This is a genomic window from Campylobacter concisus (genome assembly GCF_902460535.1).
Lineage (GTDB): Bacteria > Campylobacterota > Campylobacteria > Campylobacterales > Campylobacteraceae > Campylobacter_A > Campylobacter_A concisus_AS.
In genome coordinates this window covers 49,715-73,426 of the sequence record NZ_CABPTV010000004.1, presented here as the reverse complement: position 1 = coordinate 73,426, position 23,712 = coordinate 49,715, and the positions used below count along the sequence as shown (strand labels likewise).

Annotated in this window: 19 protein-coding genes and 2 pseudogenes; 6 read left to right on the top strand and 15 right to left on the bottom strand. The window is 39.9% G+C overall.

The features are described 5' to 3' along the window. Positions 1 to 48: 48 nt before the first annotated feature. The 5 genes and pseudogenes from FZ945_RS10515 to selA all read right to left on the bottom strand — a co-directional run. Positions 49 to 243: pseudogene (locus tag FZ945_RS10515) on the bottom strand (hypothetical protein); the annotation flags it as partial. Positions 244 to 320: 77 nt separating this feature from the next. Continuing rightward, positions 321 to 527 (bottom strand): twin-arginine translocation signal domain-containing protein, encoded by a 207-nt coding sequence (locus tag FZ945_RS04205; RefSeq protein WP_009294906.1) that lies wholly within the window; start codon positions 525 to 527, stop codon positions 321 to 323. Positions 528 to 807: 280 nt separating this feature from the next. Further along, positions 808 to 1,515 (bottom strand): thioredoxin domain-containing protein, encoded by a 708-nt coding sequence (locus FZ945_RS04200; RefSeq protein WP_148802695.1) that lies wholly within the window; start codon positions 1,513 to 1,515, stop codon positions 808 to 810. A gap of 53 nt (positions 1,516 to 1,568) precedes the next feature. Continuing rightward, on the bottom strand, positions 1,569 to 3,389 hold the full coding sequence (selB, locus tag FZ945_RS04195; protein WP_148802692.1) for a selenocysteine-specific translation elongation factor: 1,821 nt from the start codon (positions 3,387 to 3,389) through the stop codon (positions 1,569 to 1,571). Then, entirely contained in the window at positions 3,386 to 4,711 is a 1,326-nt protein-coding gene (selA, locus tag FZ945_RS04190) for an L-seryl-tRNA(Sec) selenium transferase (protein WP_148802688.1), read from the bottom strand. The genes selB and selA overlap by 4 nt, the downstream gene beginning before the upstream one ends. A 154-nt stretch (positions 4,712 to 4,865) precedes the next feature. Here selA and FZ945_RS04185 point away from each other — a divergent pair, with 154 nt between their 5' ends. From FZ945_RS04185 to FZ945_RS04175, 3 genes are all read left to right on the top strand, one after another. Beyond that, complete coding sequence (locus FZ945_RS04185; protein WP_148802685.1) at positions 4,866 to 6,539, top strand: 4Fe-4S binding protein; 1,674 nt, start codon at positions 4,866 to 4,868, stop codon at positions 6,537 to 6,539. Continuing rightward, a complete protein-coding gene (locus tag FZ945_RS04180; protein WP_148802682.1) occupies positions 6,532 to 7,245 on the top strand; it encodes a TorD/DmsD family molecular chaperone in 714 nt (237 codons plus the stop codon). Before FZ945_RS04185 ends, FZ945_RS04180 begins: the two co-directional genes overlap by 8 nt. Before the next feature lie 135 nt (positions 7,246 to 7,380). After that, positions 7,381 to 7,977, top strand: a complete 597-nt coding sequence (locus FZ945_RS04175; RefSeq protein ID WP_148802680.1) for a DUF6803 family protein — start codon at positions 7,381 to 7,383, stop codon at positions 7,975 to 7,977. 17 nt (positions 7,978 to 7,994) lie between these two features. Here the strand turns inward: FZ945_RS04175 and FZ945_RS04170 are convergent, their stop codons facing one another. Together FZ945_RS04170 and FZ945_RS04165 are read right to left on the bottom strand one after the other, a co-directional pair. Next, positions 7,995 to 9,527, bottom strand: a complete 1,533-nt coding sequence (locus tag FZ945_RS04170; protein ID WP_148802677.1) for a DNA recombination protein RmuC — start codon at positions 9,525 to 9,527, stop codon at positions 7,995 to 7,997. Positions 9,528 to 9,853: 326 nt separating this feature from the next. Continuing rightward, complete coding sequence (locus FZ945_RS04165) at positions 9,854 to 11,065, bottom strand: saccharopine dehydrogenase family protein (protein ID WP_148802674.1); 1,212 nt, start codon at positions 11,063 to 11,065, stop codon at positions 9,854 to 9,856. A 93-nt stretch (positions 11,066 to 11,158) separates the two neighbouring features. On the opposite strand from FZ945_RS04165, the gene FZ945_RS04160 reads away from it, so the two are divergent. Beyond that, positions 11,159 to 11,881, top strand: a complete 723-nt coding sequence (locus FZ945_RS04160) for a tetratricopeptide repeat protein (RefSeq protein ID WP_148802671.1) — start codon at positions 11,159 to 11,161, stop codon at positions 11,879 to 11,881. On the opposite strand, the gene FZ945_RS04155 is transcribed toward FZ945_RS04160, so the two are convergent. Next, positions 11,874 to 12,515 carry a non-canonical purine NTP pyrophosphatase gene (locus tag FZ945_RS04155; RefSeq protein WP_148802668.1) on the bottom strand — a complete coding sequence of 214 codons (642 nt, stop codon included), beginning with the start codon at positions 12,513 to 12,515 and terminating at the stop codon, positions 11,874 to 11,876. The genes FZ945_RS04160 and FZ945_RS04155 overlap by 8 nt on opposite strands. A gap of 112 nt (positions 12,516 to 12,627) precedes the next feature. On the opposite strand from FZ945_RS04155, the gene FZ945_RS04150 reads away from it, so the two are divergent. Next, positions 12,628 to 13,929 (top strand): MFS transporter, encoded by a 1,302-nt coding sequence (locus FZ945_RS04150; protein WP_148802665.1) that lies wholly within the window; start codon positions 12,628 to 12,630, stop codon positions 13,927 to 13,929. Then, the gene (locus FZ945_RS04145) at positions 13,926 to 15,065 is read left to right on the top strand and encodes a BaiN/RdsA family NAD(P)/FAD-dependent oxidoreductase (RefSeq protein ID WP_148802663.1); all 1,140 of its coding nucleotides are present in this window, start codon (positions 13,926 to 13,928) and stop codon (positions 15,063 to 15,065) included. The genes FZ945_RS04150 and FZ945_RS04145 overlap by 4 nt, the downstream gene beginning before the upstream one ends. Before the next feature lie 50 nt (positions 15,066 to 15,115). Here FZ945_RS04145 and FZ945_RS04140 read toward each other — a convergent pair. From FZ945_RS04140 to FZ945_RS04110, 7 genes and pseudogenes are all read right to left on the bottom strand, one after another. Beyond that, positions 15,116 to 15,397 (bottom strand): annotated as a pseudogene (locus tag FZ945_RS04140) (hypothetical protein); the annotation flags it as partial. 299 nt (positions 15,398 to 15,696) lie between these two features. Continuing rightward, complete coding sequence (locus FZ945_RS04135; RefSeq protein WP_103650286.1) at positions 15,697 to 16,335, bottom strand: HAD family hydrolase; 639 nt, start codon at positions 16,333 to 16,335, stop codon at positions 15,697 to 15,699. A gap of 72 nt (positions 16,336 to 16,407) precedes the next feature. Further along, positions 16,408 to 17,421, bottom strand: coding sequence for an OmpA family protein (locus FZ945_RS04130; RefSeq protein ID WP_148802660.1), 1,014 nt, complete (start codon positions 17,419 to 17,421; stop codon positions 16,408 to 16,410). A gap of 155 nt (positions 17,422 to 17,576) precedes the next feature. Further along, positions 17,577 to 17,966: a 30S ribosomal protein S9 gene (rpsI, locus tag FZ945_RS04125; protein WP_002939337.1), complete on the bottom strand. Its 390-nt coding sequence runs from the start codon at positions 17,964 to 17,966 to the stop codon at positions 17,577 to 17,579. A gap of 2 nt (positions 17,967 to 17,968) precedes the next feature. After that, complete coding sequence (gene rplM / locus FZ945_RS04120) at positions 17,969 to 18,397, bottom strand: 50S ribosomal protein L13 (protein WP_002939292.1); 429 nt, start codon at positions 18,395 to 18,397, stop codon at positions 17,969 to 17,971. A gap of 80 nt (positions 18,398 to 18,477) precedes the next feature. Then, positions 18,478 to 21,297, bottom strand: a complete 2,820-nt coding sequence (locus FZ945_RS04115; protein ID WP_148802657.1) for a RecB-like helicase — start codon at positions 21,295 to 21,297, stop codon at positions 18,478 to 18,480. After that, a complete protein-coding gene (locus FZ945_RS04110; RefSeq protein WP_148802654.1) occupies positions 21,294 to 23,639 on the bottom strand; it encodes a PD-(D/E)XK nuclease family protein in 2,346 nt (781 codons plus the stop codon). Before FZ945_RS04110 ends, FZ945_RS04115 begins: the two co-directional genes overlap by 4 nt. Between the last annotated feature and the right edge of the window lie 73 nt (positions 23,640 to 23,712).

Sequence of the window (23,712 nt, the reverse complement as noted above, 5' to 3'; positions counted from 1 at the left end):
GCGTTGCTTGCTGTGTGTAAGGTCGATCTGATCGATACCTTTTGAGCAGTGTGAGCCTTGAGATATCGGGTGAAACATCGCCATATCTTGACGAACCCAAACACCATCTTGTACCTCAGCCTCGATACCACAGCCTGCTGAGCATATAGAACAAATAGTTCTAACCTTTTTTGAGCCAGGGAAAGGGTCTTTTATCTCCTCTGCGCTCGCCTGCCTGATCGTATCATTTTGTCCAAAAGCCATTGTAGTGCCTGCACCTAGTGCGGCTAGCTTTAAAAATGAACGTCTTCCTATACGTGCATCACTCATGGTTATCTCCCTTAGTATGCTATTTTATAGTAGGTTTCCCAGTTCTTGCTTTTTTTATAAAGCACCTCTTTTTTGTTAGACTTGCCTACGACAACGCCATTGTCATCAGGAGCCAAGTCATCACTAGTCACTTTTGCTACGGCTGAGACTGCGAGTACTCCGCCGGCAGCACCGACTTTTAGAGATTTTTTAAGAAAATCTCTTCTTGATCCTTGCATTTTTCCTCCTTATGCCTCAAAAATTTTTGAGAAATTTGGTTCATTAATATGTAAAATTTGCATATTTAGAATTTCTAAAATATCACAAATAGCCTATTTTAGGGCATTTTAATAGCCCAAAGTTAAACTATGTAAATTTAGCATATTTCTAAGTTAAGCAAAGTAAATATAAAAGTTTAATTACAAATATTAAGTATTTATTAAAAATATAGTTAAATATACTTTAAATTTATGAAATTTATTTGTAGTAGAAATTCTAGGGAGAGCTCCCTAGAAAATGTTATTTTAGATCGCTTTTATTTACGATAAATGGCACCGATCTAACACCAGCTGCAAAGTATTTTTTGCGAAGACTATCGATCTTTGCGACATCATCTTTGCTAACGCTCTTATCATCTACGTTGTAGTCTTCAGCATAGTATTTTCTTAAAATTTTAACCTTATCACTGTCACTCTTAGCAGCTTTTGCATCTTTGTAGATTAGTGAGCTTTTTTGAAGTGATGAGATGTCATGCACTGGAGTTAGGACGATCTCTACGTTGCTATCTTTTAGAGTTGTCTCGATCTTTGCTAGCTCAGCTCTGCAGTATGGGCACTCTGGGTCTGAAAACATTATGATAGTTGGCTTTTTAGGGTCGCTACCAAGAACGATGATGTTTGCCTTGTCCTCATCTTTATAAATTTTAGAAATTCCCTTTGCGATGACCTCTTTTTTCACTTCAGCTAGGTATGATTTTTGCTCTTTTAGATCAATCACGTCTGGGAAGATGAAGTCACCTTTTGTAAAAACGATCTCATCTTGTGAGTTGCCATCTTTGCTTAGTTTTACCACGACAGCTTCGATGTCGCCTGCCACTTTGTGACGATCAGCTACCTTTACTTTTACGCTACTATCAACCATTTGAGAGTAGAAGTCCTCTATTTGCTTATCGCTTGCTGCCATTAGGCTAGTTGCCGCGATGATTGAGGCTAAGATCACTTTTTTCATTTTTATCCTTTTTAAAAATTTGGCGGATTATATTTGCTTTTTGTAAATGAATACTAACTGCGAAAAACCCTATCATTTCCTTGCTTCATTATGTCACTCTCAAGATCGAGCTGCTCAAGGTAGGCGATTATATATTTTCTACTTAAATTTAGCGCATCCTTGGCGTTTGTGACATTTACAAAGCCTTGATTTTTTATGATCTCTCTTAGTTTATCAAGTGCCATTTTTAGTGAATTTCTAGTGATGAAAAGGTTATGCTCTAGCCTTATGACCCTGCCCATTGCGGTTAGCTTTTTAAGGGCATTGTCGCCACTAACTCTATCTATCTCTAAATCATCATATATATTATATGGCGCTGTTGGGGCTAACTTGCCACTTTCTAAAATTTCATAAATTTTCTCTTCAAGCCTAACTTTTAGTTTGCTAAGATCAACGCCTTTTTTTGTATAGACGCCACTATCTTTTGAGATTAAATTTACACTTTCAAGCTCATCAAGCGCTTTTTGGGCTAAATTTTGACTAGCCCAAGCAAGTTTTAGACTGATGCTTTGAGCTGAAAAGACAGCAAATTCATTCTTTTCTATCATAAATTTAATGGCTGATTTTATCCGCTCAACCGCGCTTAGATCGTAGATATTTAAAGCCTTTTCATCGACAAAGACGTTTGAAACTTTTTTGGCTACTGCCACGGCCTCTTCGTGATTTAGACCAAATCTTTGATAAGAAGAGATGATGCCAAAACCATTTTTGTGAGCCTCTTTTAGGATAGAAAATGCCTCTACAAAGTCATGCCTTAAAAGCGAGGCTAAAAAGAGAATTTTGCCAGCCTTTTTTAGTGGCTCAAGCACTGGGTTTAGCACCCTACCACCGCCTATCACACGTGCGTCTGAGATAAGAACAAAGGCCTCGTCAAATTTCAAAAACATATCGCTTTGAAATTTAAAGGTGACAAAGTAGCTATCATCTTTTTGGCTAAGGATTAGCACCTTTGCGGGCACGTTTTTAGCGCCCACGCAAAATGTCACGTTTTGGGAGTGGATCAAGCTTTTAGCAGTTACGACCGCATCAACCTCTCTAAATCCTCTAAAAAAGCCCTTTTTGCTAAGTAGCTGTCCCTTTTTTAGCTCGCTAAGCTCGATACCTGTTAGATTAAGCGCCACACGGCTGCTAACACCTGCGCGCTCTACGAATTCATCGTGACTTTGCACGCTTCTTACTAGCACCTCTTTGCCAGCGTCGTAGTTAAAAAGCTTCTCATTTTTGCTAACGCTTCCCTCTATAACGGTGCCAGTTACGACATTTCCGATACCTTTTAGGCTAAAAACCCTATCGATGTAGTATCTAAAAACGCCGTCCTCATCGCGCTTTTTGGCTTTTAGTGTAAAGAGATAGTTTCTAAGCTCATCGATGCTTGCCTTATCCTTTATGCTAACGGCGAAAATTTCTAAAATTTGCAGGTTTTTAAATTTAGAAATTTTATCTCTTATCTCTTTTTTTCTTAAATTTATGGTGGCCTCATCAACGAGATCACACTTTGTAAGCGCCATGATCACAGATTTCACGCCAAGGAGATTTAAAATTTCAAGGTGCTCCAAACTTTGGGGCATAAGCCCGTCATTTGCCGCCACCACAAACAAGCACGCATCAAAGCCATACGCGCCACTTATCATCGTTTTTATGAGATTTTCATGCCCTGGCACGTCGATAAATGCGATATTTTCGCTATTTTTGCTTAAATTTGAAAAGCTTAGATCGATCGTTATGCCACGCTTTTTCTCCTCTTCAAGATTGTCCCCCTCAAAGCCGTTTAGCTCCTTTATAAGCGCGGTTTTGCCGTGGTCGATATGCCCTGCTGTTCCTATTATTAAACTCATTTTTCTTCCGTTTCATTTATTATTTTTATTAGCGTCTCTACGTCCTCATCAAGAAGCGACCTGAGATCTAGCATAAATTTGTCATTTTCTATGCGTCCGATCACCTTTTTTTGCCTAAATTTTAGCTCATTTAAATTTGCATCACCACTAAATGTCAAAGCCACACTTGGGATCTTTTTATTTGGCATAGCACCGCCTCCTACAAAGGTAGAAGTTCGCACTATCTCAAGCGGAGTTTTTAGGCTTTTATTTATAAAATTTGCCAAGTTTTCAAGCTCTTTTACGCTTTTGTGAAGTAGTTTTTGCGTTGTGATTAGCTCAAATTCTTTGTTTAGATAGGCTTTCATGCTCTCAGCCAAAAGCGAGATGATCACTTTATCGACACGAAGCATCCTTAAAAGCTGGTTTTTTCTAAGCTTTGCGATGAGCTCTTTTTTGCCGACAATAATGCCACACTGCACCGCACCAAGCAGCTTATCGCCGCTAAAGCTAACTAGCGAAACATCTTTTAAATTCTTTAGATCTGGCTCGTTTTTGTCTAAGTTAAAGGGCAAATTTCCGTAAAATCCACTGCCAAGATCAAAATAATCTATCAAATTTCGCCTGCTTGCTAGCTCGCTTAGCTCATTTGCCGTAGTCTCTTCGCTAAAGCCAACAATGTCAAAATTTGATCTATGAACCTTCACAAGCATCGCCGTATTTTCATTAATTGCCTCTTCGTAGTCTTTTAGCCTAGTTTTGTTTGTCGTGCCGACCTCTTTTAGGATGCAGCCTGCATTTGCCATCACCTCTGGCACTCTAAAACTACCGCCGATCTCGACTAGCTCGCCTCTGCTAACGACCACTTCTCTGCCCTTTGCAAAGGTATTTAGCACCAAAAATACAGCGCTTGCGTTGTTATTTACAACGATGGCGTCTTCAAAGCCAAAGGCCCTTGCGACAAGAGAGCCAACGTAGTCATATCTGTTGCCTCGGCTGCCTGTTTTTAGGTTGTACTCTAAGTTTGAATATCCTGTGATAACAGGTGTCGCACGGCTTAAAATTTCTTTATCTATAACGCTTCTAGCGAGGTTTGTATGTATGGCAACGCCGGTTAAATTTAGCACCCTTTGAAGGCTAGCTTCGTTAAATTTATCATACTCATCTAGGATCAAATTTATTATCTCTTCGCCGCTAAAACTTGCATTTTCATTTAAAATTTTAGCCCTAACCTCATCTAAAATTTGCCTTGCAAGCATAGTGACTAAACTCGTATCAAGTCCCGAAAATACTTCATTTTTTATGATCTTATCAACTTGTGGGATATTTCTTAAATCGTTCAATTTGCGCTCCTAGTAAGTTAGTTTTACCAAGGCGTGATTTTAACATAAAAATATTATAAATTAAAACTTAGAGCAAAAAAAGAGGATATAAATTTCAGAGTCTATTAATCCCATTAATATTAGAATAAGCCCGTTTTTGATAATAGGAGAAACAATGAAAGAATTTGGCTTTTATAACGATTTTGACGATGCTTTGATGCTAAACGAGCAGATAGAGATCAACAACGAAAATGGCGACTATCTAGTCTCAAACTCTCCAAAGCTAAAGGCAAATGTCGTAGCACCTGAGATAAATTTTTACCTTAAAAATACCACCGCAAGCGTCTTAGAAAAAGCCAAAAATACCCTTTTACTCTACGAGGCAAGAGCGAGCGCCTTTGACATGGCAAAGGATGTGGATTACGAAAAAGAGGTCGGCAAAAATGTCGTCATTGTAAGCAACTCAGGCCGAGCAGAGCTAGCAAATTTACTAAAAGAAAATGGCTACAAAGTCATTGAGCTTACGCATTTTGAAGTCAAATTTATATACGGCGCAGCTGGCGAGCTAAGCGTTTTGGTGCTTAGAGCAAATGACGAATTTGAGGTTGATTGCGACTTTTTCTTGGTTGAAAACGCAAGGGACTATATGCTAAAACAAAGCGGCTGCTACGAAATTTCAGGGCTAAAAGATGAAAAAGTGCTTGAAATTTTAAATGCAAAAAGCCCAAAATTTAGATACAAAAGCTTTACTCAATACGACTCATCAATCTGTCAGTATCACGAGCGCAGGACTGAAATTTGCGGTCGTTGCGCCGAGGTTTGTCCAACGGTTGCCATCCTAAAAGAGGACGCGACAAAGCATCTTATCTTTTCAGCGATCGACTGCACAAACTGCGGAAACTGTATCAGCGTCTGCCCTAGTGGCGCGCTCGACTACACACTAATGCCACAAAGCTCATTTGCCGCTGTGGCAAAGCTTTACAAAGGCAAGATCCCTCTTATCGTGCCTGAGGAGATGAGCCTAGATGAGCTAAACGTGAGCCTACCAGAAAATGTCCTACCTTTTGCCATCTCAGCCGCCCACTTCTTAAGCCAAACGCACTTTTTGACACTTCTTCAAGAGAGTGGCTCGAGTGTGATTTTATACAGCAAGAGCCTTGGCAAGGGCGAAAAAGACGCCATTAGTATATTAAATCAAATTTATGAGCTTAAATTTAAAGAGAGTGCGATATATCACGCAAAAGACAAGGCTAGCCTTGAGAGTGCGCTAAAAAAGGCTAAATTTATAGACGGCTCTCAGCACTCTATAAACGAATACGCGCTGCCAAAGAGAGAAATTTTTGCCAAAAGGCTTGAATTTATCGTAGGTAGTGACGATCTTGGCGTCGTAAAAAGCGGCGAGATGATAAGATATGGCGAAGTCACAATAAATGCTGATACCTGTACGCTCTGCCTTAGCTGTGTTGGAGCTTGTAACGTAAGCGCTTTGGTGGCTGATAAAAAGACAAATTCTATTTTATTTAACCCAAGCGTTTGCACCGCCTGCGGCTACTGCGAGTTAAGCTGCGCTGAGAAAAACACCATCTCACTTGAGGTCGGCAAGATCGCTCTTAAGCCTGAGTTTTTCGTTTATAGCGAGCTTGCGCATGACGAGCTATTTGCCTGCGTGGAGTGCGGAAAAGAGTTTGCGACTAAAAAAGCGGTCGAGAAGATCGCAGCGATCATGCAGCCACGTTTTGGCAACGACAGAGCCAAGATCAAGTCACTTTACTGCTGCGCTGACTGCAAGGCAAAGATCATGGTGCAAGCCCAGCTAAATGCGATGAAAGAGGATTTATTAAATGGATAAAAACATCATAAAAGCAAGGTCATATTTTTACGAATTTTTGGCGTATCCACTCTTTTTTCACACCAGTGATGAGGGGTTTGCAAGGTGGAAAGAGCAGCTTAGCTACCTAGCGCAAAATCCTTTGAGCGAGCAAAGTGCAAAGGCGTTTGCAAATTTAGATAAATTTAGCTTTGATGAGCTTACAAGCGAGCAAAATGAGGTTCTTTTTGGCTTTACAAATATCCCTTTAAGCGCCTCATTTTATGAAGAGGGTAGAGATAACGGCGCGGCTAGACTTAGGGTGATACACTGCCTAAAGCTTAGCCCATATAGGCGTGATAAGGAGCTTTGCAAAGATAGTGAGGACTATGTTGGCTTTATATTTTTGGCGATGGCAACATTTTTAAATGACGAATTTAACGGCGCAAAAAATATCAGCGACAAGCTCTTTGGCGAGACTTTAAATTTATTTATGGATGAGTTTGGCTCGCTGCTTTTAGCTCATAAAAATGCAAATTTCTTCCGCTCGTATGCGCTCATCTTGCAAGACTTCATCGAGCTTGAAAGAGCCGTTTTAAGCCTAGAGGCACCAGCCAAGCCACAAGGCGATAGTGTCGCGGTTGCTGCGCTTAAAAAAGAGCCTTATCAAAGCAAGATGCCAACCTTTAAAACTAAGCTTCACTGGGAGGAATTCTCCCCAGTCATCTCACACGAGTTTAAAGACTAAAATGGTTAAATTTGCTCTTAACCAAGCTAGGAGTAAATTTAACATTCGCTTAATTTTCGCAACTATTCTTGATATTTTTTAACTATCTTAGCCCTTTGGTAGTAAATTTCTTTAAATTTTTACAAAGGATTTACAATGGTAATGACACACTACATGGAGCTTTTATCGCTCGATCAACCCTACAATCTAATCCTCTACATGGTGATACCTATGGGGCTTGCGGAGCTTTTAGTGGCGATGGAGTTTTTTACGATGTATCACATGGATAGCGGCAAAAATGCTGGCTTTAAGGCTGTTAGCAAATTTGTTGGCATAGTGCTTGGGGTCTATTTTACAGCTCTTGTGATCTATTTTATGGCAAAAATTTATCCAAGTATAAAATGGCGTGGATATGCCGATGTCATCGCTATCTACTCATATCTCATCGGCGTCATACCACTTCTTGGCATCGCACTTTTAGAGCTAAATTTGATCTATAAAAACGCAAGCCAAAAGGCAAAGCTAAAACTTCACTTTTGCCTACTCATATTCTTCTTGATCGTCGGACACGTCGCGATGATATTTGGCATGGTTGATCCTACCATAACTGGCTACAAGGCTGAAAACGGTGAGATGGATATGCATATGAATATGCCGATGAACATGCCAGCAGATATGCCAATGCACGATCACCACAAGATGATGCAAAATATGAGTGATGATAACTCAACTAATATGCACATGCATCACTAAATTTAAAAGCTCCAAATTTACTCTTTCGAGCTAGCTAGCAAGATCTCTCTAGGTCTTGCTTCAAGCTCTTTTATCTGCGTATCTTTGGGGTTTATAGCGATCTTTTTAAATTTCTCCAACCTGCTATCAAGTCCACCTTGACCGCTCACGCTTTTAACGACCTCGTTGAAGTTATCATTTACCGATCTCACCGAGTTTCCAAGCCTATTTAGCTTCTCAGCGACGGTGCAAAATTTCTCATAAATTTCATTTGCGCTTTTTAAAATTTCCTTCGCCTCTTTGTTGCCATTTTCCATGCGCCATAAATTTGCCACCACACGAAGTAGCGGCATGAGCGTCGTGTGCGAGACTAGCACCACTTTTTTCTCATAGCCGTAGTTAAACAAATTTGGATCAAATTTCAAAGCCTCCAAAAATGCCGGCTCAACTGGCACAAACATCAGCACAAAATCAGGGCTTTTAACAAGCGATGAGTAGTCTTTTTTAGCTAGCTCGTCGATGTGCTTTTTTATTGAGGCAATATGCTCGCCAAGAGCTAGTTTGCTCTGGGCTAGATCAGCCGCCGCAACCGCCTTTTCATAGGCATGGAGTGAGACTTTGCTGTCTATTATCATCTGTTTGTCGTCTGGGAAATTTATGACAAAGTCAGGTATGAGCTTTTTGCCGCTCACATCAAAACTCTCTTGCGTAGTGTAGTGCGTGCCCTTTTCTAGCCCTGCAGCTTCCAGTGTTCGCTCAAGCTGCATCTCGCCCCAGTTGCCAAGGACCTTGTTGCTGCCTTTTAGCGCCGTGCTTAGCGAGTTTGCCTCTTTTGACATATTTTTGCCAAGCTCGACCACCTCTTTTAGCTGCGCACTAAGCTCGCCTGCGCTCTTTTGCGAGTCGCTGTGAGCGTCATTTACCCTCTTTTCAAAGCTTATTATCTTCTCGCCAAGTGGCGTTAGTAAGAGCTCAAGCGACTCTTTGCTGTTTTTTGAGAAATTTGCACTTTTTTCTTCAAATATCTTATTAGCAAGGTTTGCAAACTCTAAATTTAGCTCATTTTTCACCTTTTTTAAATTCTCTTCTTGTGATCTTAGGATGTTTTCTTTGGCCTCGATCTCACTTTTTAGTGCGACGATAGCGCGTTTTAGCTCGTTTTCACTCTCGTTTGATCTTTTTAACTCATCCTCTTTTGCACCAAGCTCGTTTTGCAAATTTAAAGATAGCGACTTTGCCATCTCAGCCATCTTTGTCTGGCTGCCAAGCTCCTCGTTTAGATGCCTTAGCTCACGCTCTAGCTCGTCCTCTTTTTCATCTTTTTGTCTGAGCGAAATTTTATACTCGTCTAAATTTTTAGCTAGCTCATTTATCTTGTCGTTATTTGCTTCAAGCTTTGCTCTTTGCTCGATATTTAGTCGCTCGCTATCTTTTAGCTCATCTTGTAAATTTTCTAAATTTTCTCTTTGTTTTGCCTTCTGCAAATTTGCATTTATCAAAAAAGCTACTAGTATCACGCAAACAAGCGCAAGGGCCGCTATCAAAATATATAAATTTTCTATCGTTAGCACTAAAATTTCCTTTTAAATTTTGGCTTTATTATATTTGAAAATTTGTAAAAGAGTTGTGAAAAATAGCTTGCAACCAAAAAGGAGAGATAAAATTTAGTGGTTAAATTTAACAAATTTAGGCGAAGTATTTTTCGCTTAGGCGAGGCGAAATTCGATTTTTAAGCGGAGCGTGTTGTTAAATTTAAATATCACAACGTCTCTGACGAAGTATCGTGAGATGAATTTTGTGGTTGCGAAGGAATTTTCATCCCGAGACTAGACATATAGTCTGTCGAAGGGTGAAAATTTCAAGCTCCGCAAAAGACACTCACGAGACAAGTCTAAATTTAAACTTCGTATCTCTCGCCTGGCTTCATCTCTATCATCTCCCACGGCAATCCCTGCTTATTTAGCTCGTCCATGAAAGGTTTTGCGTCGAAATTTTCCATGTTAAAGACGCCTTTGCCGCTCCAGATGCCTTTTGCGACCATTAGCGAGCCGATCATCGCTGGCACGCCTGTGGTGTAGCTAACAGCCTGCGCGCCGGTCTCAGCGTAGCAAGCCTCGTGGTCGCAGACATTGTAGATATAGACTTGGCGCTCTTTGCCATCCTTTAGCCCACGTATCACGCAGCCGATGTTTGTTTTACCTTTTGTGCGTGGACCAAGGCTCGCAGGGTCAGGCAGAAGCGTCTTTAAAAACTGGATCGGCACGATTTTAACGCCGTTATGCTCGACCTCGTCTATGCGGAGCATTCCCACGTTTTCTAGGCACTTCATGTGGGTTAGATAGCTTTGTCCAAAGGTCATGAAAAAGCGAATTCTCTTTAGTCCTTTGATGTTTTTTACTAAGCTTTCTAGCTCCTCGTGGTAGAGCAGGTAGCTGTCCTTGACGCCAACTTTTGGGTAGTCCCACTTAAACATGATCTGCATAGGCTTTGTCTCGATCCACTTGCCAGCCTCCCAGTAGCGGCCATTTGCGCTAACTTCGCGTAAATTTATCTCTGGGTTGAAATTTGTCGCAAAAGCATATCCGTGATCGCCAGCGTTGCAGTCAAGGATGTCGATCTCGTGGATCTCGTCAAATAAATTTTGCTGTGCATAAGCGCAAAATATGTTTGTCACGCCTGGGTCAAAGCCAGAGCCAAGAAGTGCCATGGTGCCAGCGTTTTTGAAGTCACCATCCTTCGCCCACTGAAGCTTATACTCAAATTTTGCAGTGTCTGGGTGCTCGTAATTTGCGGTGTCGATGTAAGGTATGCCAGCCTTTACGCAAGCGTCCATAAGAGTTAGGTCTTGATATGGCAGCGCGACGTTTAGAAGCAAATCAGCCTTTGTTTGCTTGATGAGCTCCACCACAGCCGCTGTGTCGTCAGCGTCGATTTGCGCGGTTTTTATCTGCACGCCAAGGCGATCTTTTATAAATTTAGCGATCGCGTCGCACTTGCTTTTTGTGCGGCTTGCTAGGGTGATATTTGTAAAAACATCCGAGTTCATCGCACATTTTACGGTTGCGACTTGGCTAACGCCGCCTGCTCCGATGATTAAGATATTTGACATTTTTGGCTCCTTAAAATTTTAGTGATTTTAGCAAAGTTAATATAAATTTCTAGCTTCAAAAGGTAAAATGAGCCAAATTTTAAAGGTAAAAAGATGAAGAAAATTTTGCCATTTTTAGCGCCTATTTGCCTCTTTGCAAGTAGCTGCGACGAGCTGGTGCAAGAGAGTGTGAATGAGTTTTATAAAAGCGATAGAAATTTGGAGAGAGCCATAAATTTAGCCGAGCAAGCGACTGATGTCTGCTTAAAAGATGGCAACACTGAGCAGGCGATCACTTCGCTCATAAATGGCGCTAGCATTTGCATGGTAAATAAAGAGCCACAAAAGGCGTTAGAGCTCTCACAAAAAGCCCTAGAGCTTGCGGCAAACGTTAGCGACAAACTGCTGCTAGCGCGCTCTTATCAAAACATAGGCGCAGCAAAAAAGGCGCTAGGCAAATATGACGAGGCGCTTGCTAACTTTAATGAAGCTCAAAAAATTTATGACGTCACGCCAAATACCCCAATGCGCGACAGGCTGCTTTGCATAAAGTCCATCGGCAGCACCTACTACATGAAAAATGACTTTGCGAAAGCCTACGACAAGCACATTTTAGCATTAAATTTGCTTGATATCACGCCAGAGCTAAGTGGCAACGAGCTTGTGCGATCAGAGCTGTTAATAGAAGTCGCTAACGACCTAGCAAAGCTTGAGCAAAAGGACGAAGCTGCCAAAAACTACAAAGAAGTATTTGAAATTTTAAAAGGCAAGGAGCAAAACCCTCGTACGCTTGGTCTTTTGGAGCGAGCAAAGAAGGGGCTAAAGGAGCTTAACTAAAGTTTTTCTTTAGGCTCTTTAGCACGAAATTTGCAAGCTCCAGCCCCTTTGAGCGGTGAGAAATTTTAAGCTTTGTCTCGTTATCTAGCTCGCCAAGCGTCTTGTTAAAGCCATTTGGGATAAAAAGTGCGTCGTAGCCAAAGCCGTTTGTGCCACGCTCCTCGTTTATCGCTTCGCCGTACATAAAGCCATGCGTCGTGTAATCTCCAAATTTTGAGCTAATGGCGATACAGGCGGTGTAGTGAGCTAGTGAGCTCTTTAAATTTAACGCCTTTAGCTTGCTAATTAGCTTTGCTCTATTGTTTGCGTCATTTGCGTTTTTGCCGCGCACTTTGCCATTTTCATCAAGGTCAAAGTAGCGAGCTGAGTAGATCCCTGGCTCGCCACCAAGTGCATCCACGCTGATGCCGCTATCATCGCTAAGTGAGACAAATTCACTATCAAGCCCCTGTTCTTTAAGCTTTGCAAAGACAGCTCTTGACTTTATGAGCGCATTTTGCTGAAAGGTGTTACCATCTTCAACGATCTCAAACGGCTTCACAACCTCGCTTAGTGCGTAAATTTCATAGCCTTTTAAAAACTCTTTTATCTCTTTTACTTTGTCTAAATTTGATGTCGCAAGCACGATTTTCATCGCAAAACTCCTTGATTTTTGGGCGTATTTTACAAAAAAGTAGATTAAATTTTTAAATTTAAATTAGTATTAAAATGATAAACTTAGTCCTTTTAAAAATAAGGGAAAATTTATGTTAAAAAGCGTTTTGCCACTATCTTTTATCGTAGCTAGCAGATTTTTTGGGCTTTTTATAGTCCTGCCGGTGCTTAGCCTTTATGCCCTAAATTTAGAGGGCGCAAACGAATTTTTAGTTGGGCTAATAGTAGGCGTCTATGCGATCTCACAGATGATATTTCAAGTGCCTTTTGGCTCTCTTTCAGATAAGATCGGCCGCAAAAAAGCCCTAACCATCGGGCTTTTGATCTTTGTGGTTGGCTCTATCGTCTGCGCTCTAGCAAGTGAAATTTACACGATGCTTTTTGGCAGGTTTTTACAAGGTGTGGGGGCTGTAGGAGCAGTGGCAACAGCGATGATAAGCGACTTTGTAGCTGAAGAAAACCGCTCAAAAGCCATGGCGATCATGGGCGCTTTTATAGGGCTTAGCTTCACGCTTTCGATGGTGCTTGGACCGCTTCTTGCCAAGGACTACGGGCTTTCAAGCCTCTTTTATCTAAGCGCCGCTCTTAGCTTGCTTTGCGTCGTGCTACTATACACCGTCGTGCCAAAAGAGATAAAAGTGAGCGCAAAGGCCGAAAAGGTGCCATTTGGCAAGCTATTTTTACAAAAAGACTACATGATCATAAATTTCACCTCTTTCATGCAAAAGATGCTCACAAGCATCGCATTTTTAGTGATCCCGATCGTTTTAGTAAAAGAGTATGGCTATGAGAGCAGCGAGCTTTACAAGGTCTATACGCTTGGCGCTGTGCTTGGCTTTTTAGCTATGGGGTTAGCTGGCGCTTTGGGCGATGGCAAGGGGCTTAGCAAGGTCATCTTGATAGCCGGCACGCTGCTTTTTGCCCTAACCTATGCCATTTTTGCCCTTAGCTTTACGAAATTTATCTTTGTGGTTGGCATCGCGATATTTTTTATAGGTTTTAACCTTCACGAGCCAATCATGCAATCAACCGCGACAAAATTTGTAAAATCCTCACAAAAAGGCACCGCTCTTGGCATCTTTAACTCATTTGGCTACTTTGGAAGCTTCGTTGGGGGCGCGTTTGGCGGATACATCATGCACACCTTTGACTTTAAAGTGCTTGCCATCGTCTGCGTGGTGCTTTGCGTGATCTGGCTTGTTTTGCTATTTAGCCTGAGTGATCCAAGAATCTTTAAAAATATCTACCTAAGCCCAGAAGCGAGCCTAAATTTAGAGCTTCTAAACAGCCAAAAAGGTGTGGTGGATTATTACAAAAACGAGAAAAATCAAGTGATCAAATTTGACTCCCGCCTAACAAGCGAGGCGGCCTTAAAAGAGAGCTTAAAGTTTTGATCTACGACGTCGTCATCGTTGGTGCTGGCGCTAGCGGGCTCTTTTTAGGGGCAAATTTAAAGGGCAAAAAGGTTGCCATTTTAGAGAAAAACAGCAGCGCTGGCAAAAAGATCTTAGCAAGCGGTGGCGGCAGATGCAACATCACAAACCGCTTTGTAAGCGCTAAAAACTACCTTGGCGAGCAGAAATTTATAGAGCAAGTTTTAAAAGTGCTAAGCTTTGATCAGGTTTTGAAATTTTTTAGTGAGCTTAAATTTAGCGAGCAAAAGCAAAATCAATTTTTCTGTGATAGCGGTGCAAAGAGCGTTTTGAGCCTGCTTTTAAAAAGGCAAAATGCAGAGATTTTTTATAACAAAGAGGTTCTTGGTGCCAAAAAAGTAGATGAAATTTTTGAAATTTCAACGAGAGATGAGAAATTTAGAGCTAGAAATTTGGTCATCGCAAGTGGCGGACTAAGCTACAAAGCCCTTGGCGCAAGCGATATTGGCTACAAGGTAGCTAGCGAATTTGGCCTTGAACTATCGCCTACTGCCCCTGCTCTTGTTGGCTTTAGCGTGCAAAAAGATGAGTTTTGGTTTAAAGAGCTTAGCGGTGTTAGTCTAAGCGCGGACGTGGAGATAAATGGCAAAAACGAGAGCCATAAATTTAGTGGTGACCTGCTTTTTACACATAGAGGCATAAGCGGTCCAGCGATACTAAACGCCTCACTCTTTTGGCAAAAGGGGCGAATTTGCATAAATTTTTTGCCTAAATTTAGTGAGAAAAATTTAGTAAATGGCAAAAAGCAGCTTAGCTCGGTTTTGCCTTTGCCAAAGAGATTTGTACTGGAGTTTTTAAGAAATTTTGGCTTAAAAGATAGGGCTTATTATGAATTTAGTGATTATGAAAAAAGTATCATAAAAAGGCTTTTTGCTTACGAGTTTGCCCCAGCTGGGACATTTGGCTTTGAAAGGGCTGAAGTTACAAAAGGTGGTGTAAAAACTAATTTTTTAGACGAAAACTTAGAGAGCAAAAGCGTAAAAGGGCTTTATTTTATAGGTGAAGTCTTAGATATCACCGGTATGCTTGGCGGATATAACTTGCATTTTGCCTTTGCAAGCGCTCTAAAGGTGGCTGACGCTTTAAAAAATAGCTAAAAATCAGAGTGAAATTTAGCTAGTGGCAGCCAAAACTGCCACTAAATTTATTATCTCTCGCTTAGATACTCTTGCAAGCTTTTTACTTCAAGTGCTTTGCCAGTTTGAACTGTGCTTAGTGACTTAGCAGCTGCGAGTGCTGCACGGATAGTTGTGAAGTAAGGGATCTTAAATCTAAGTACATTTTGGCGGATCTTTTTGCCATCATCCACGCTTGATTTAGTATCGCTTGTATTTATAACAAGTGCGATATCGCCGTTTTTAAGCCTATCTTCTATGTTTGGTCTGCCCTCGCTTATCTTATAGACGAACTCAGCCTCCACGCCAGTTTCGATTAAATACTATGTCTATAAATTTCGGCTCTTTTTCAATGCCTACAAATTCCTACCTAATAAATTCTAATACGAGCATATTAGTTGGCATATTTTGCTAACAAATTTATCTAAAACAACAAATTTACTAAAAACAAGAATTATCTAGATTAATCAAATAGTAGTAGGTATTCTTTATATGAAATTATAAAATTCTTTTTGGTCCATCAAAGCATTTTGTAATAAGTTAAAACAAAAATTTATGAATAAATTTACGTTTAAATGGTGTCAGGCTCAAGAGCTTTAATAAATTTTAACTATCAAGCTTCTTTTATAAAACCGACAGCCTCATGTGGATTTGCAAATATATGCTCGCTAAACTGCCTTAAATCGGACTCTTTGCCATATCCGCATGTAAGGCCAACGCCAGTTATAAGAGCGGCTTTAGCAGCCTTTAGATCCATGATGGTATCGCCAACCATAAACGCATTATCTTTTTCTTTGTCTAGTCTCTTCAAAGCTAAATTTATAGGTTCTGGATCTGGTTTTGGATTAACGACATCATCTCGTCCGACAACCGTTTTTATAAATTTCATAACACCTAAATGTTCAAGTAAAATGATAGAAAATTTTGATGTCTTTGTCGTAACAACACCAACATCAGCAAACGTGCTAGCTTCTTTTAAAGCATCCATAGCATGCGGTAAAAGCACAGTCTCATCTAAATAGATCTTCTCGTAGCAAGCTTTATACTCTTTTACATATTCACCTATTAAATTATTCTTGGCACCGAGTTTTTCAAACATTATTTCAAGCGGATATCCTACTAGAGATTTTAATGCATCATGATCAGGTTCTTTCTTGCCGTGAGCTAAAAAAGCCGTATCAAAGCCTTTTAAAATAGCAGAAGTAGAGTCTATAAGTGTGCCGTCTAAGTCAAAAAGTATAGTTTTTTTCATGATAATCTCCGCAGAAATAAAAAAGGGCTCAGCCGAAGCCAAGCCCTAAAGAAGTAATTTTAAATAATAAAATTATTTATTGAAAGTAGCTTCAACACGTCTGTTTTGAGCGCGACCTTCTTTAGTTTTGTTTGTAGCGATTGGTTTAAGTTCGCCGTAACCAACTGTAGAAATTTTAGCTTTTTCTACGCCGTAACCAGCAAGAACCTCAGCCACTGCTTTTGCTCTTTTTTCAGATAGTTTTTGATTGTAAGCTTCTGCACCTACGCTATCAGTGTGACCAGCAAGTACAACTTTATAATCTGGGTGTTCGCCCATAAAGTCAGCTACTTTTTTGATCTCAGCTGCATATTTTGGTCCAACTTTGTAGCTATCAAATGCGAAGTTAACATCTAGGTCTCTAAGAACGATAACTTTCTCGCATCCTCTTTCGTCAACAACTACACCAGCTGGAGTGTTAGGGCATTGATCGATATCGTTTGGCACGCCATCGTTGTCATCATCAAGAACTGGTGCTGGAGCTGCTGCTGGAGCTACTGGAGCTGCTGCTACAACTGGAGCTGCTTTTGAATCAAGACCGATGCCAAAGCCTAGTGAATAGAATAGGTTGTGATCAGCGTGCTCAAATTTGATAGCGTCTCTTGCCTCTGCTTTAAGAGCAAATCTATCTGTTACTTGGTATCTTAAACCAAGACCATATTGACCAAAACCACCATCTTCGTTTTTAACAAAAATAGCTGGAACATCTTCATAACCAGCACCGATTAAACCATATAGGCTAACTGGTCCAAAGTCAACGATATTTTTTACAAGGTTAGCGTGGTATCTAAGAGCTCTACCCTCTCTTACAACGTTGCCTGTTCTCTCTTTTAATTTTTGAGAGTAATCAACACCAAGTTCAACTTGATCAAAGAAAAAATCTTCAAGGTTTCTAGCCGCTCTAATACCAACAAAATTGTGGTCTTTTACACGTAGATTTCCTTCTGGATGAACACCACCGATAGTTGGAGTGATCTCATAGTTGTATGCTGCGTTAGACGCAAAAACCGCTGTTGCGGCAACCATAGCTAAAGCAATCTTTTTCATAATAGAATTCCTTTCAAATAGGGATTTTTAATGTTGACTATAATTTTACCTAAATAAAAATAAATCAACTTTAAATTATAACCAAATTCTTAATGTAAATCTGACAATTTACATAACCTAAATTTTGCAAATGCAAAAGCACTTGCAAAAAACCATTAACGTTTAGAGAATTGTGGGCTTCTTCTAGCCTTTCTTCTACCAAATTTCTTACGTTCAACAACACGAGAATCTCTAGTTAGTAAGCCTTTTGGTTTAAGCGCTGCTCTAAAATCAGCATCCATATCAGCTAAAGCACGTGAAATGCCGTGTCTTAAAGCCTCAGCTTGTGCTGAATAACCGCCACCTAAAGTTGTAGCTACTACGTCTATTAAACTCTCTTGTTTTGTTACTAAAAGTGGTTGAATAACTTTAAGCTTGATAGCCTCGTGACCACCAAGCCAAGTATTAAGATCCATACCATTTACTACGATTTTACCGCTTCCAGACTTTATCCAAACCTTTGCTACGGCAGTTTTTCTTTTACCAGTTGCATAAACTTTTGCCATAATTATTTTCCTTCTTTTTTAGCTATTTGTGCCGTATGAGGATGCTCACTGCCAGCATAAACTTTTAGTTTTTTTATCATCTCTCTTCCAAGTTTTGTCTTTGGAAGCATGCCACGAACAGCTAATTTAAATAGTTTTTCTGGCTTATTTGCTATCAAATCGCCAAATTTCTCGCTCTTTACGCTGCCAAAATATCCTGAGTGTCTGTGATAAAGTTTATCTTCAGCTTTGTTATTACCAGTAAATTCTACTTTAGAAGCATTTATGATGATAACATAGTCGCCACAATCTACATTTGGCGTGAAGCATGGTTTGTTTTTGCCACGAAGTATAGTTGCTACCTCAGTTAGCAATCTACCAAAGCGCTTACCAGCTGCATCAACTACGATCCAGTCTCGCTTAACTTCGTTTGGCTTTGTTATTTTTGTCATTTTCTTACCTTTGCCAAGTTAATTTTTGAGTTGTGATTGTATTTAAAGAATGCTTTGATAAAGCTTAAATTAAGTAGCGTTTAAACTTCAATATATGAAATTTTGCCTTCAAGTGCATAGAAAATGACGGCGATTATACTATGTTTTTCATAAAATTTAGCAAGCGCATCTTTATACTCTTTTACCTGCTTTTTGTTCTCTTCTATATTTTTATCTGTCGTTTTATAATCAATAACACAAATTTCACGCTCATTAAAGCAAAAAAGATCCATCTGTTTTAGCTCATTTTTTACTTTAAATGGCTGCTCTTTGTAAATTTCTTTGCCCTTTATGCTCTCTATAAATTTTGGCTCTCCTATAAGCATTTTTGCCCTTTTAAAGGCATCTTCAAGGACTTCAAGCGGCAAAAATTTATGGAATTTATTTAGCATCAAATTTTTAGCTTCAGAAAGCGAGCTCTCGTCAAATTTCTCGCTCATCTCAAGCAGATAGTGAAACGCAAGGCCAAAATATATCGCGCTTAAATTTTTCCCACTCGTCTTTTGCTCTCTTGCCTCTACCTCTTGCCTCTCTATCTTTAAAATTTCAGGCATTTTTTCATCTTTTTTTAGCTCTTTTTGCTCAGTTTTGCTAGGCAAAATTTTGCCGAAGCTAAACTCTTTGAGATCAAGATAGTCGTTTGCTTCGCTCTTGTCGCTTTTTGTGTAAAATGAAAAAAAGCTTGGGCTACTTCCGCTTGGGACGGCTTGTTTGATGATGATGAGCGACTTTGTGGCTCTTGTGAATGCAACGTAAATTTTATTGATATTTTCTTGCTTTTCAAGCTCTTTCATCTGCTCCAAAACGCTTGCGTAGTCGCTATCAAAATTCTCTCTGCCTGAAATTTTACTCTTTACGATCCATTCGCCCTTTTCGCTGTATTCGGTGATGAAATTTGAGTCATCTCCCCTGCCCTTGCCCATCATGTCGCAAACTATGACGTGAGCGAATTCTAGCCCCTTTGACTTATGCACGGTCATCACTCTCACGCCGTCGCTACTTTTTGGACTGATTTTAGAGCTAAAGTTTTCAAGGTTAAATATAAAATCACTTAAATTTTTATACCCCGCGCTTAGCTCAAACAGCCTCAAGATATCAACGTCTGCCATGCTTATGCCTAAATTTTTAGCTAAGTAAAATAGGCTATTTGTAGCGCTCTCTTCTGGTTTTATGCTTAGTTTTTTGACATTTGCATTTACTAGCGCTTTTACATTTTTCTCATAAATTTCTTCTTTAAATAGGCAAAATTTCGCATACTCGATGATCGCTGCAACAAGCGGCGTTCTTTTTAGCTCCAAAGTGCCTTCATTGACGCTTTTTATCCCCTCGCTGCTAAGCACTTCTGAGATGAGACTAATGTCGCTATTTTTCCAGCAAAGCACGGTTATCTCGCTCGCATTTACGCCAGCTTTTAAAAGCTCACTTGCTTGCGAAACGACCGCACCTGCGATATCTTCATCACTTAGCACACGCAAGTAGCCGTAGTCATCTTTTTCTACTTCAAAGTATGCACACTCACCGCTTACCTCGTAGCTTAGCGCCTCATCTTTTTTAGCTGGCTCTTGTGGCTCAAAACTAAGTCCATATCTATGATAAATTTCTTCAAAAACAGCGTTATTAAATTTCACCAAAGCCTTTAAACTACGGTAGTTGCTTGGCAAATTTTCTATATCTATCTGGCTAAAATCATCTCCAAGCTTATCAAAAAGCTCCTTTTTGCCACCTCTAAATTTATAGATGCTCTGCTTCGTATCGCCCACGTAAAAGAAGCTTCCAAGCCCGTTTTGTCCGTATCCAGAGACGATTTCAGCGATGAGCGGCAAGATGATCTCGTACTGGATCACGTTTGTATCTTGAAACTCATCGACTAAGAGGTGATTTATCCTGCCATCAAGCCTGAAATAAAGCGCCTCTTTGTCTAAGCTTTGCACCAAAAGCTTAAAAACCAGCTTGTTTATATCAGCAAAACTTAGCGCATTTATCTCTTTGTTTAGCCCCAAATTTGACGCCTTATAAAGCTTTAATAGCTTGCTAAAGCCACTTAGCCTATACTTTTCGACCTCTAAAATGTAGTTTTTTGCTGCCTCTTTTAGCTCAAAAAAGAGCCTATCAAGCTCACTTGTGTAAATTTTGCTAAAAGTGCGGTAGTCTAGGCTTTCTCTAGCAAAAACCTTACTCTTAAATAGCTCAAATAAATTCTGCTCGCCAAATGTCTTTTTAGCCACATCGCTAGCGCCATTTTGCAAGGCTATATGCTCATTTATCGCTCTTTGCGCCGCCCTTACCTTGCTATCATCTGGATAGCTTGCGCCACTATCTTTTAGCTCGCCACCAAAGCTTTCATAAAATTTCGCCAAAGTCTGCGAAAAGCTAGCCTCTTTTTGGCTTGAAATGATCATCATTAAGGCAAGCTCGCTAAGAAGTTTTTTATCCTTGCTCGCCTCTTTTACAAATTTTTTCCACGCCAGATCTTGCAAGCTATCTTGCACGCTGTAATCAGGGCTAAGCCCTAAATTTTGGCTAAATTTCTTTAGTATCCCAGAGAAAAACGCATCAAATGTATAAATTTTTAGCTCACTTTGCAAAAAGACACCAAGTCTCTCATCTCGCCTTTTTATCGCCTCGTCTTGGCTTATATCAAGCTCCGCGCACACCGCTTCAAGCTCGCCCTTTTTGTTTTGCAAGTCCAAAAAAGTTGCGATTATGCGCTCTTTCATCTCGTTTGCTGCTTTTTTTGTAAAAGTTAGAGCGACGATCTCGTTTATATTTTCGCCTCGAAGCACCAAAGCGATGTAGCGAACGCTTAGCGCAAAGGTCTTACCGCTTCCAGCGCTTGCTTTTAGGGCTAAAAAATTTTTCATAACTCTCTCCTACAAAGTGTAGCGTATTCGCAAAATGCGCAAGCACCGCTCTTTCTTTCAAAATTTATCTTGGTTTTGTTTATGCCTTTTAGCTTTTCTATCTCGCCGTTTAGATCATCTACGCTTTTTTTAGAGCTAACTAAGCTAGGCTCTTTTTTTAGGGCATAGTAGGCACTTCGCACCTCTCCGCCGTAAAGTGCTTCGTAAAATGCAAGCTGGAGCGAATTTACATTTGCCTCGCCAGTTTTGTAATCAAGTATAAGCACGTCGCCGTTTGCGTTTGCATCGATCCTATCGATAAATCCCTTTATCTGCACGCCACAAAACTCGCTTTGCACCTCTTTTTCGCACTCAAGCACCCTAAAACCAGCCCTTAAGCGCTCGTTTTCATAAATTTCATACTCTTTAAATTTATGCGTCCAAATTTCAAACTCAAGTGGCGTAAGATTTTGCTTTGCTAGCATCTCTTTAAAAACGGCTAGATCAAAGGTGTTATTTTGCTTATAAAATTCACTCGTGTAATACTCAAAAAGTGCGCTATGAACGCTATTTCCTTGTTTTGTGCCAAGCTCTTTTGATACGCCTTTTGCAGGCTTTATGCCAGCTATCTTTGTGTAGTAGTATTTTCTTGGGCAGGTTAGAAATAAATTTAGCGTCGAAAACGAGAGTGGGTTTGTGAAAAAATCATGCTCTAAAATGATCTCATCATCTTTTAAATTTAAGCTAGCCTCTCCCTTTAAAAATAGCTTCAAATAGGCCTCATCGCTAAATTTCTCATCTTTTATCGTTTTGAAATTTTTTAAAAATCTTGAAGGTATGCTCTCTTCATTTACACAGCAGCTTATCGCCACTTTTTTGGCGTTATTTATGAGACTTTCGTAGTAAAATCTCTGCAAATTTTCACGCTCCACATAGCTTATAAGCCCAGCTTTTTGCCTCACTTTTGAGTTTAAAAACATCTCATTTGCGCTTCTTGCGGGGATGAAGTTGTCGTTAAAATCAACTATGATGACGCCATCAAATTTCATCCCACGGCTCTCTAACATACCCATGACGCTGATCTTTCCACCGCCCACGTCGTCGATGCTTAGGCGCGAGATATTTAGCAAGAAAATTTCACTTAGCTGCTTTAAGCTAAAGCTAAAATACCTGCATAAATTCTCCATCCTAAAAAGCTCAAGTGCGAGCTTCTCTTCACATTTTTTCTCTTCGCTAAGGGCTAAAATTTCATCCATCAACTCTTTAAATTTAGTAAATTCGCACAGCTCAAAATAGCTAGTCCTAAATTTCTCAAAAAGCTGCTTGCTCACGCCAAATTCGCTTAAAATAAAGCCAAGCTCCTCGTAGCTCTCACACTTGCTTTGATCAAAAACTGGGCTTACCTCTTCATTGATCGCTCTTGTGATGTAGTAAAGCGCCTCATAAAATTTTGTATTTTTAAAGCTCTCACCCATAGCGTAGTTAAAAATTTTGCCGCTATCATGCAGTCTTAAAATTTCACTAAATTCCTCATCTGGCAAGATCACTGCGATATTTTCAGGCTTTATGCCCTCACGCACAAACTCGCTCGCCTTGGCCATAGCATAGGCACACTGCAAACTTCTTGTGGCGAAATTTCTTACTAAAACTGGCTCAAATTTTGTGATATTTTCTAGGCAAACTAGCTCATTTGTGTTTAAATTTAGCTCATATTTTTTATAGTTTTCAAACTCGCTAATGGCTGAAATTTGCCTTATCTTTTCGATTAGTTTTTTATTAAAAACGCTAGTTTGAAAGATTATCTTTAGCGTGGTTAGTTTTGAAATTTTCTCTAAAATTTCCCACTCAAACTCGCTTAAAATGCCATCAATGTGCAGTGAAATTTCACTAAAACTTTTGATGTAGGCTTCATTTATGGAGTAAATTTTTGGCAAGGTTATATCATCATAAAGATCCTCTTTATCAAGCAAGCTCTCATACTCTTTTAAAACCGCTTCAAGTATGCTTAAATGCTCCTCAAAATCAGCGTAAATGTCGTTAAATTTTATCTCAGCAATGCTCTTTTTGCTAATAGCTAGCTCTTTAAAAAATGAAAAAAGATAGTCGTTGTTTTTCAAAAACTCAAAAAACTCAGTTGGGATTTTAAGCACCGAGTTTGCCTCTTTGACGCTGGCACAGGCTCTGTTCATAAGCACCAAAGCGTAGGTGCTATCGCACTCAAAGCGGCCATTTACAAAAACGGCCTTTTTATAAAACTCAGCAATGCTTAGACTTTTTGGGATTAGCTCGTCGTTAAAACCAGCGTTAAATTCCCTGATCTTACGCGAGTTTGTAAAGACGAAAAGTTGATTTAGATTGTGCATTTTTCTCTCTTAAATTTTTAAAAATGATAGCCAAAAGCTGATAAAATAGCGCTTTTTCTCACTTAAGCTAAGC

Bases quoted from the DNA above. Each gene is read 5' to 3' on its own strand.
- FZ945_RS04135 (WP_103650286.1), bottom strand. From the start codon at position 16,335: ATGAAAAAAACTATACTTTTTGACTTAGACGGCACACTTATAGACTCT.
- rpsI (WP_002939337.1), bottom strand. From the start codon at position 17,966: ATGGCAAAAGTTTATGCAACTGGTAAAAGAAAAACTGCCGTAGCAAAG.
- FZ945_RS04175 (WP_148802680.1), top strand. From the start codon at position 7,381: ATGGTAATGACACACTACATGGAGCTTTTATCGCTCGATCAACCCTAC.
- FZ945_RS04150 (WP_148802665.1), top strand. From the start codon at position 12,628: ATGTTAAAAAGCGTTTTGCCACTATCTTTTATCGTAGCTAGCAGATTT.
- FZ945_RS04110 (WP_148802654.1), bottom strand. From the start codon at position 23,639: ATGCACAATCTAAATCAACTTTTCGTCTTTACAAACTCGCGTAAGATC.
- FZ945_RS04165 (WP_148802674.1), bottom strand. From the start codon at position 11,065: ATGTCAAATATCTTAATCATCGGAGCAGGCGGCGTTAGCCAAGTCGCA.
- FZ945_RS04185 (WP_148802685.1), top strand. From the start codon at position 4,866: ATGAAAGAATTTGGCTTTTATAACGATTTTGACGATGCTTTGATGCTA.
- selB (WP_148802692.1), bottom strand. From the start codon at position 3,389: ATGAGTTTAATAATAGGAACAGCAGGGCATATCGACCACGGCAAAACC.
- rplM (WP_002939292.1), bottom strand. From the start codon at position 18,397: ATGACAAAAATAACAAAGCCAAACGAAGTTAAGCGAGACTGGATCGTA.
- FZ945_RS04160 (WP_148802671.1), top strand. From the start codon at position 11,159: ATGAAGAAAATTTTGCCATTTTTAGCGCCTATTTGCCTCTTTGCAAGT.
- FZ945_RS04130 (WP_148802660.1), bottom strand. From the start codon at position 17,421: ATGAAAAAGATTGCTTTAGCTATGGTTGCCGCAACAGCGGTTTTTGCG.
- FZ945_RS04115 (WP_148802657.1), bottom strand. From the start codon at position 21,297: ATGAAAAATTTTTTAGCCCTAAAAGCAAGCGCTGGAAGCGGTAAGACC.
- FZ945_RS04200 (WP_148802695.1), bottom strand. From the start codon at position 1,515: ATGAAAAAAGTGATCTTAGCCTCAATCATCGCGGCAACTAGCCTAATG.
- FZ945_RS04205 (WP_009294906.1), bottom strand. From the start codon at position 527: ATGCAAGGATCAAGAAGAGATTTTCTTAAAAAATCTCTAAAAGTCGGT.
- FZ945_RS04155 (WP_148802668.1), bottom strand. From the start codon at position 12,515: ATGAAAATCGTGCTTGCGACATCAAATTTAGACAAAGTAAAAGAGATA.
- FZ945_RS04180 (WP_148802682.1), top strand. From the start codon at position 6,532: ATGGATAAAAACATCATAAAAGCAAGGTCATATTTTTACGAATTTTTG.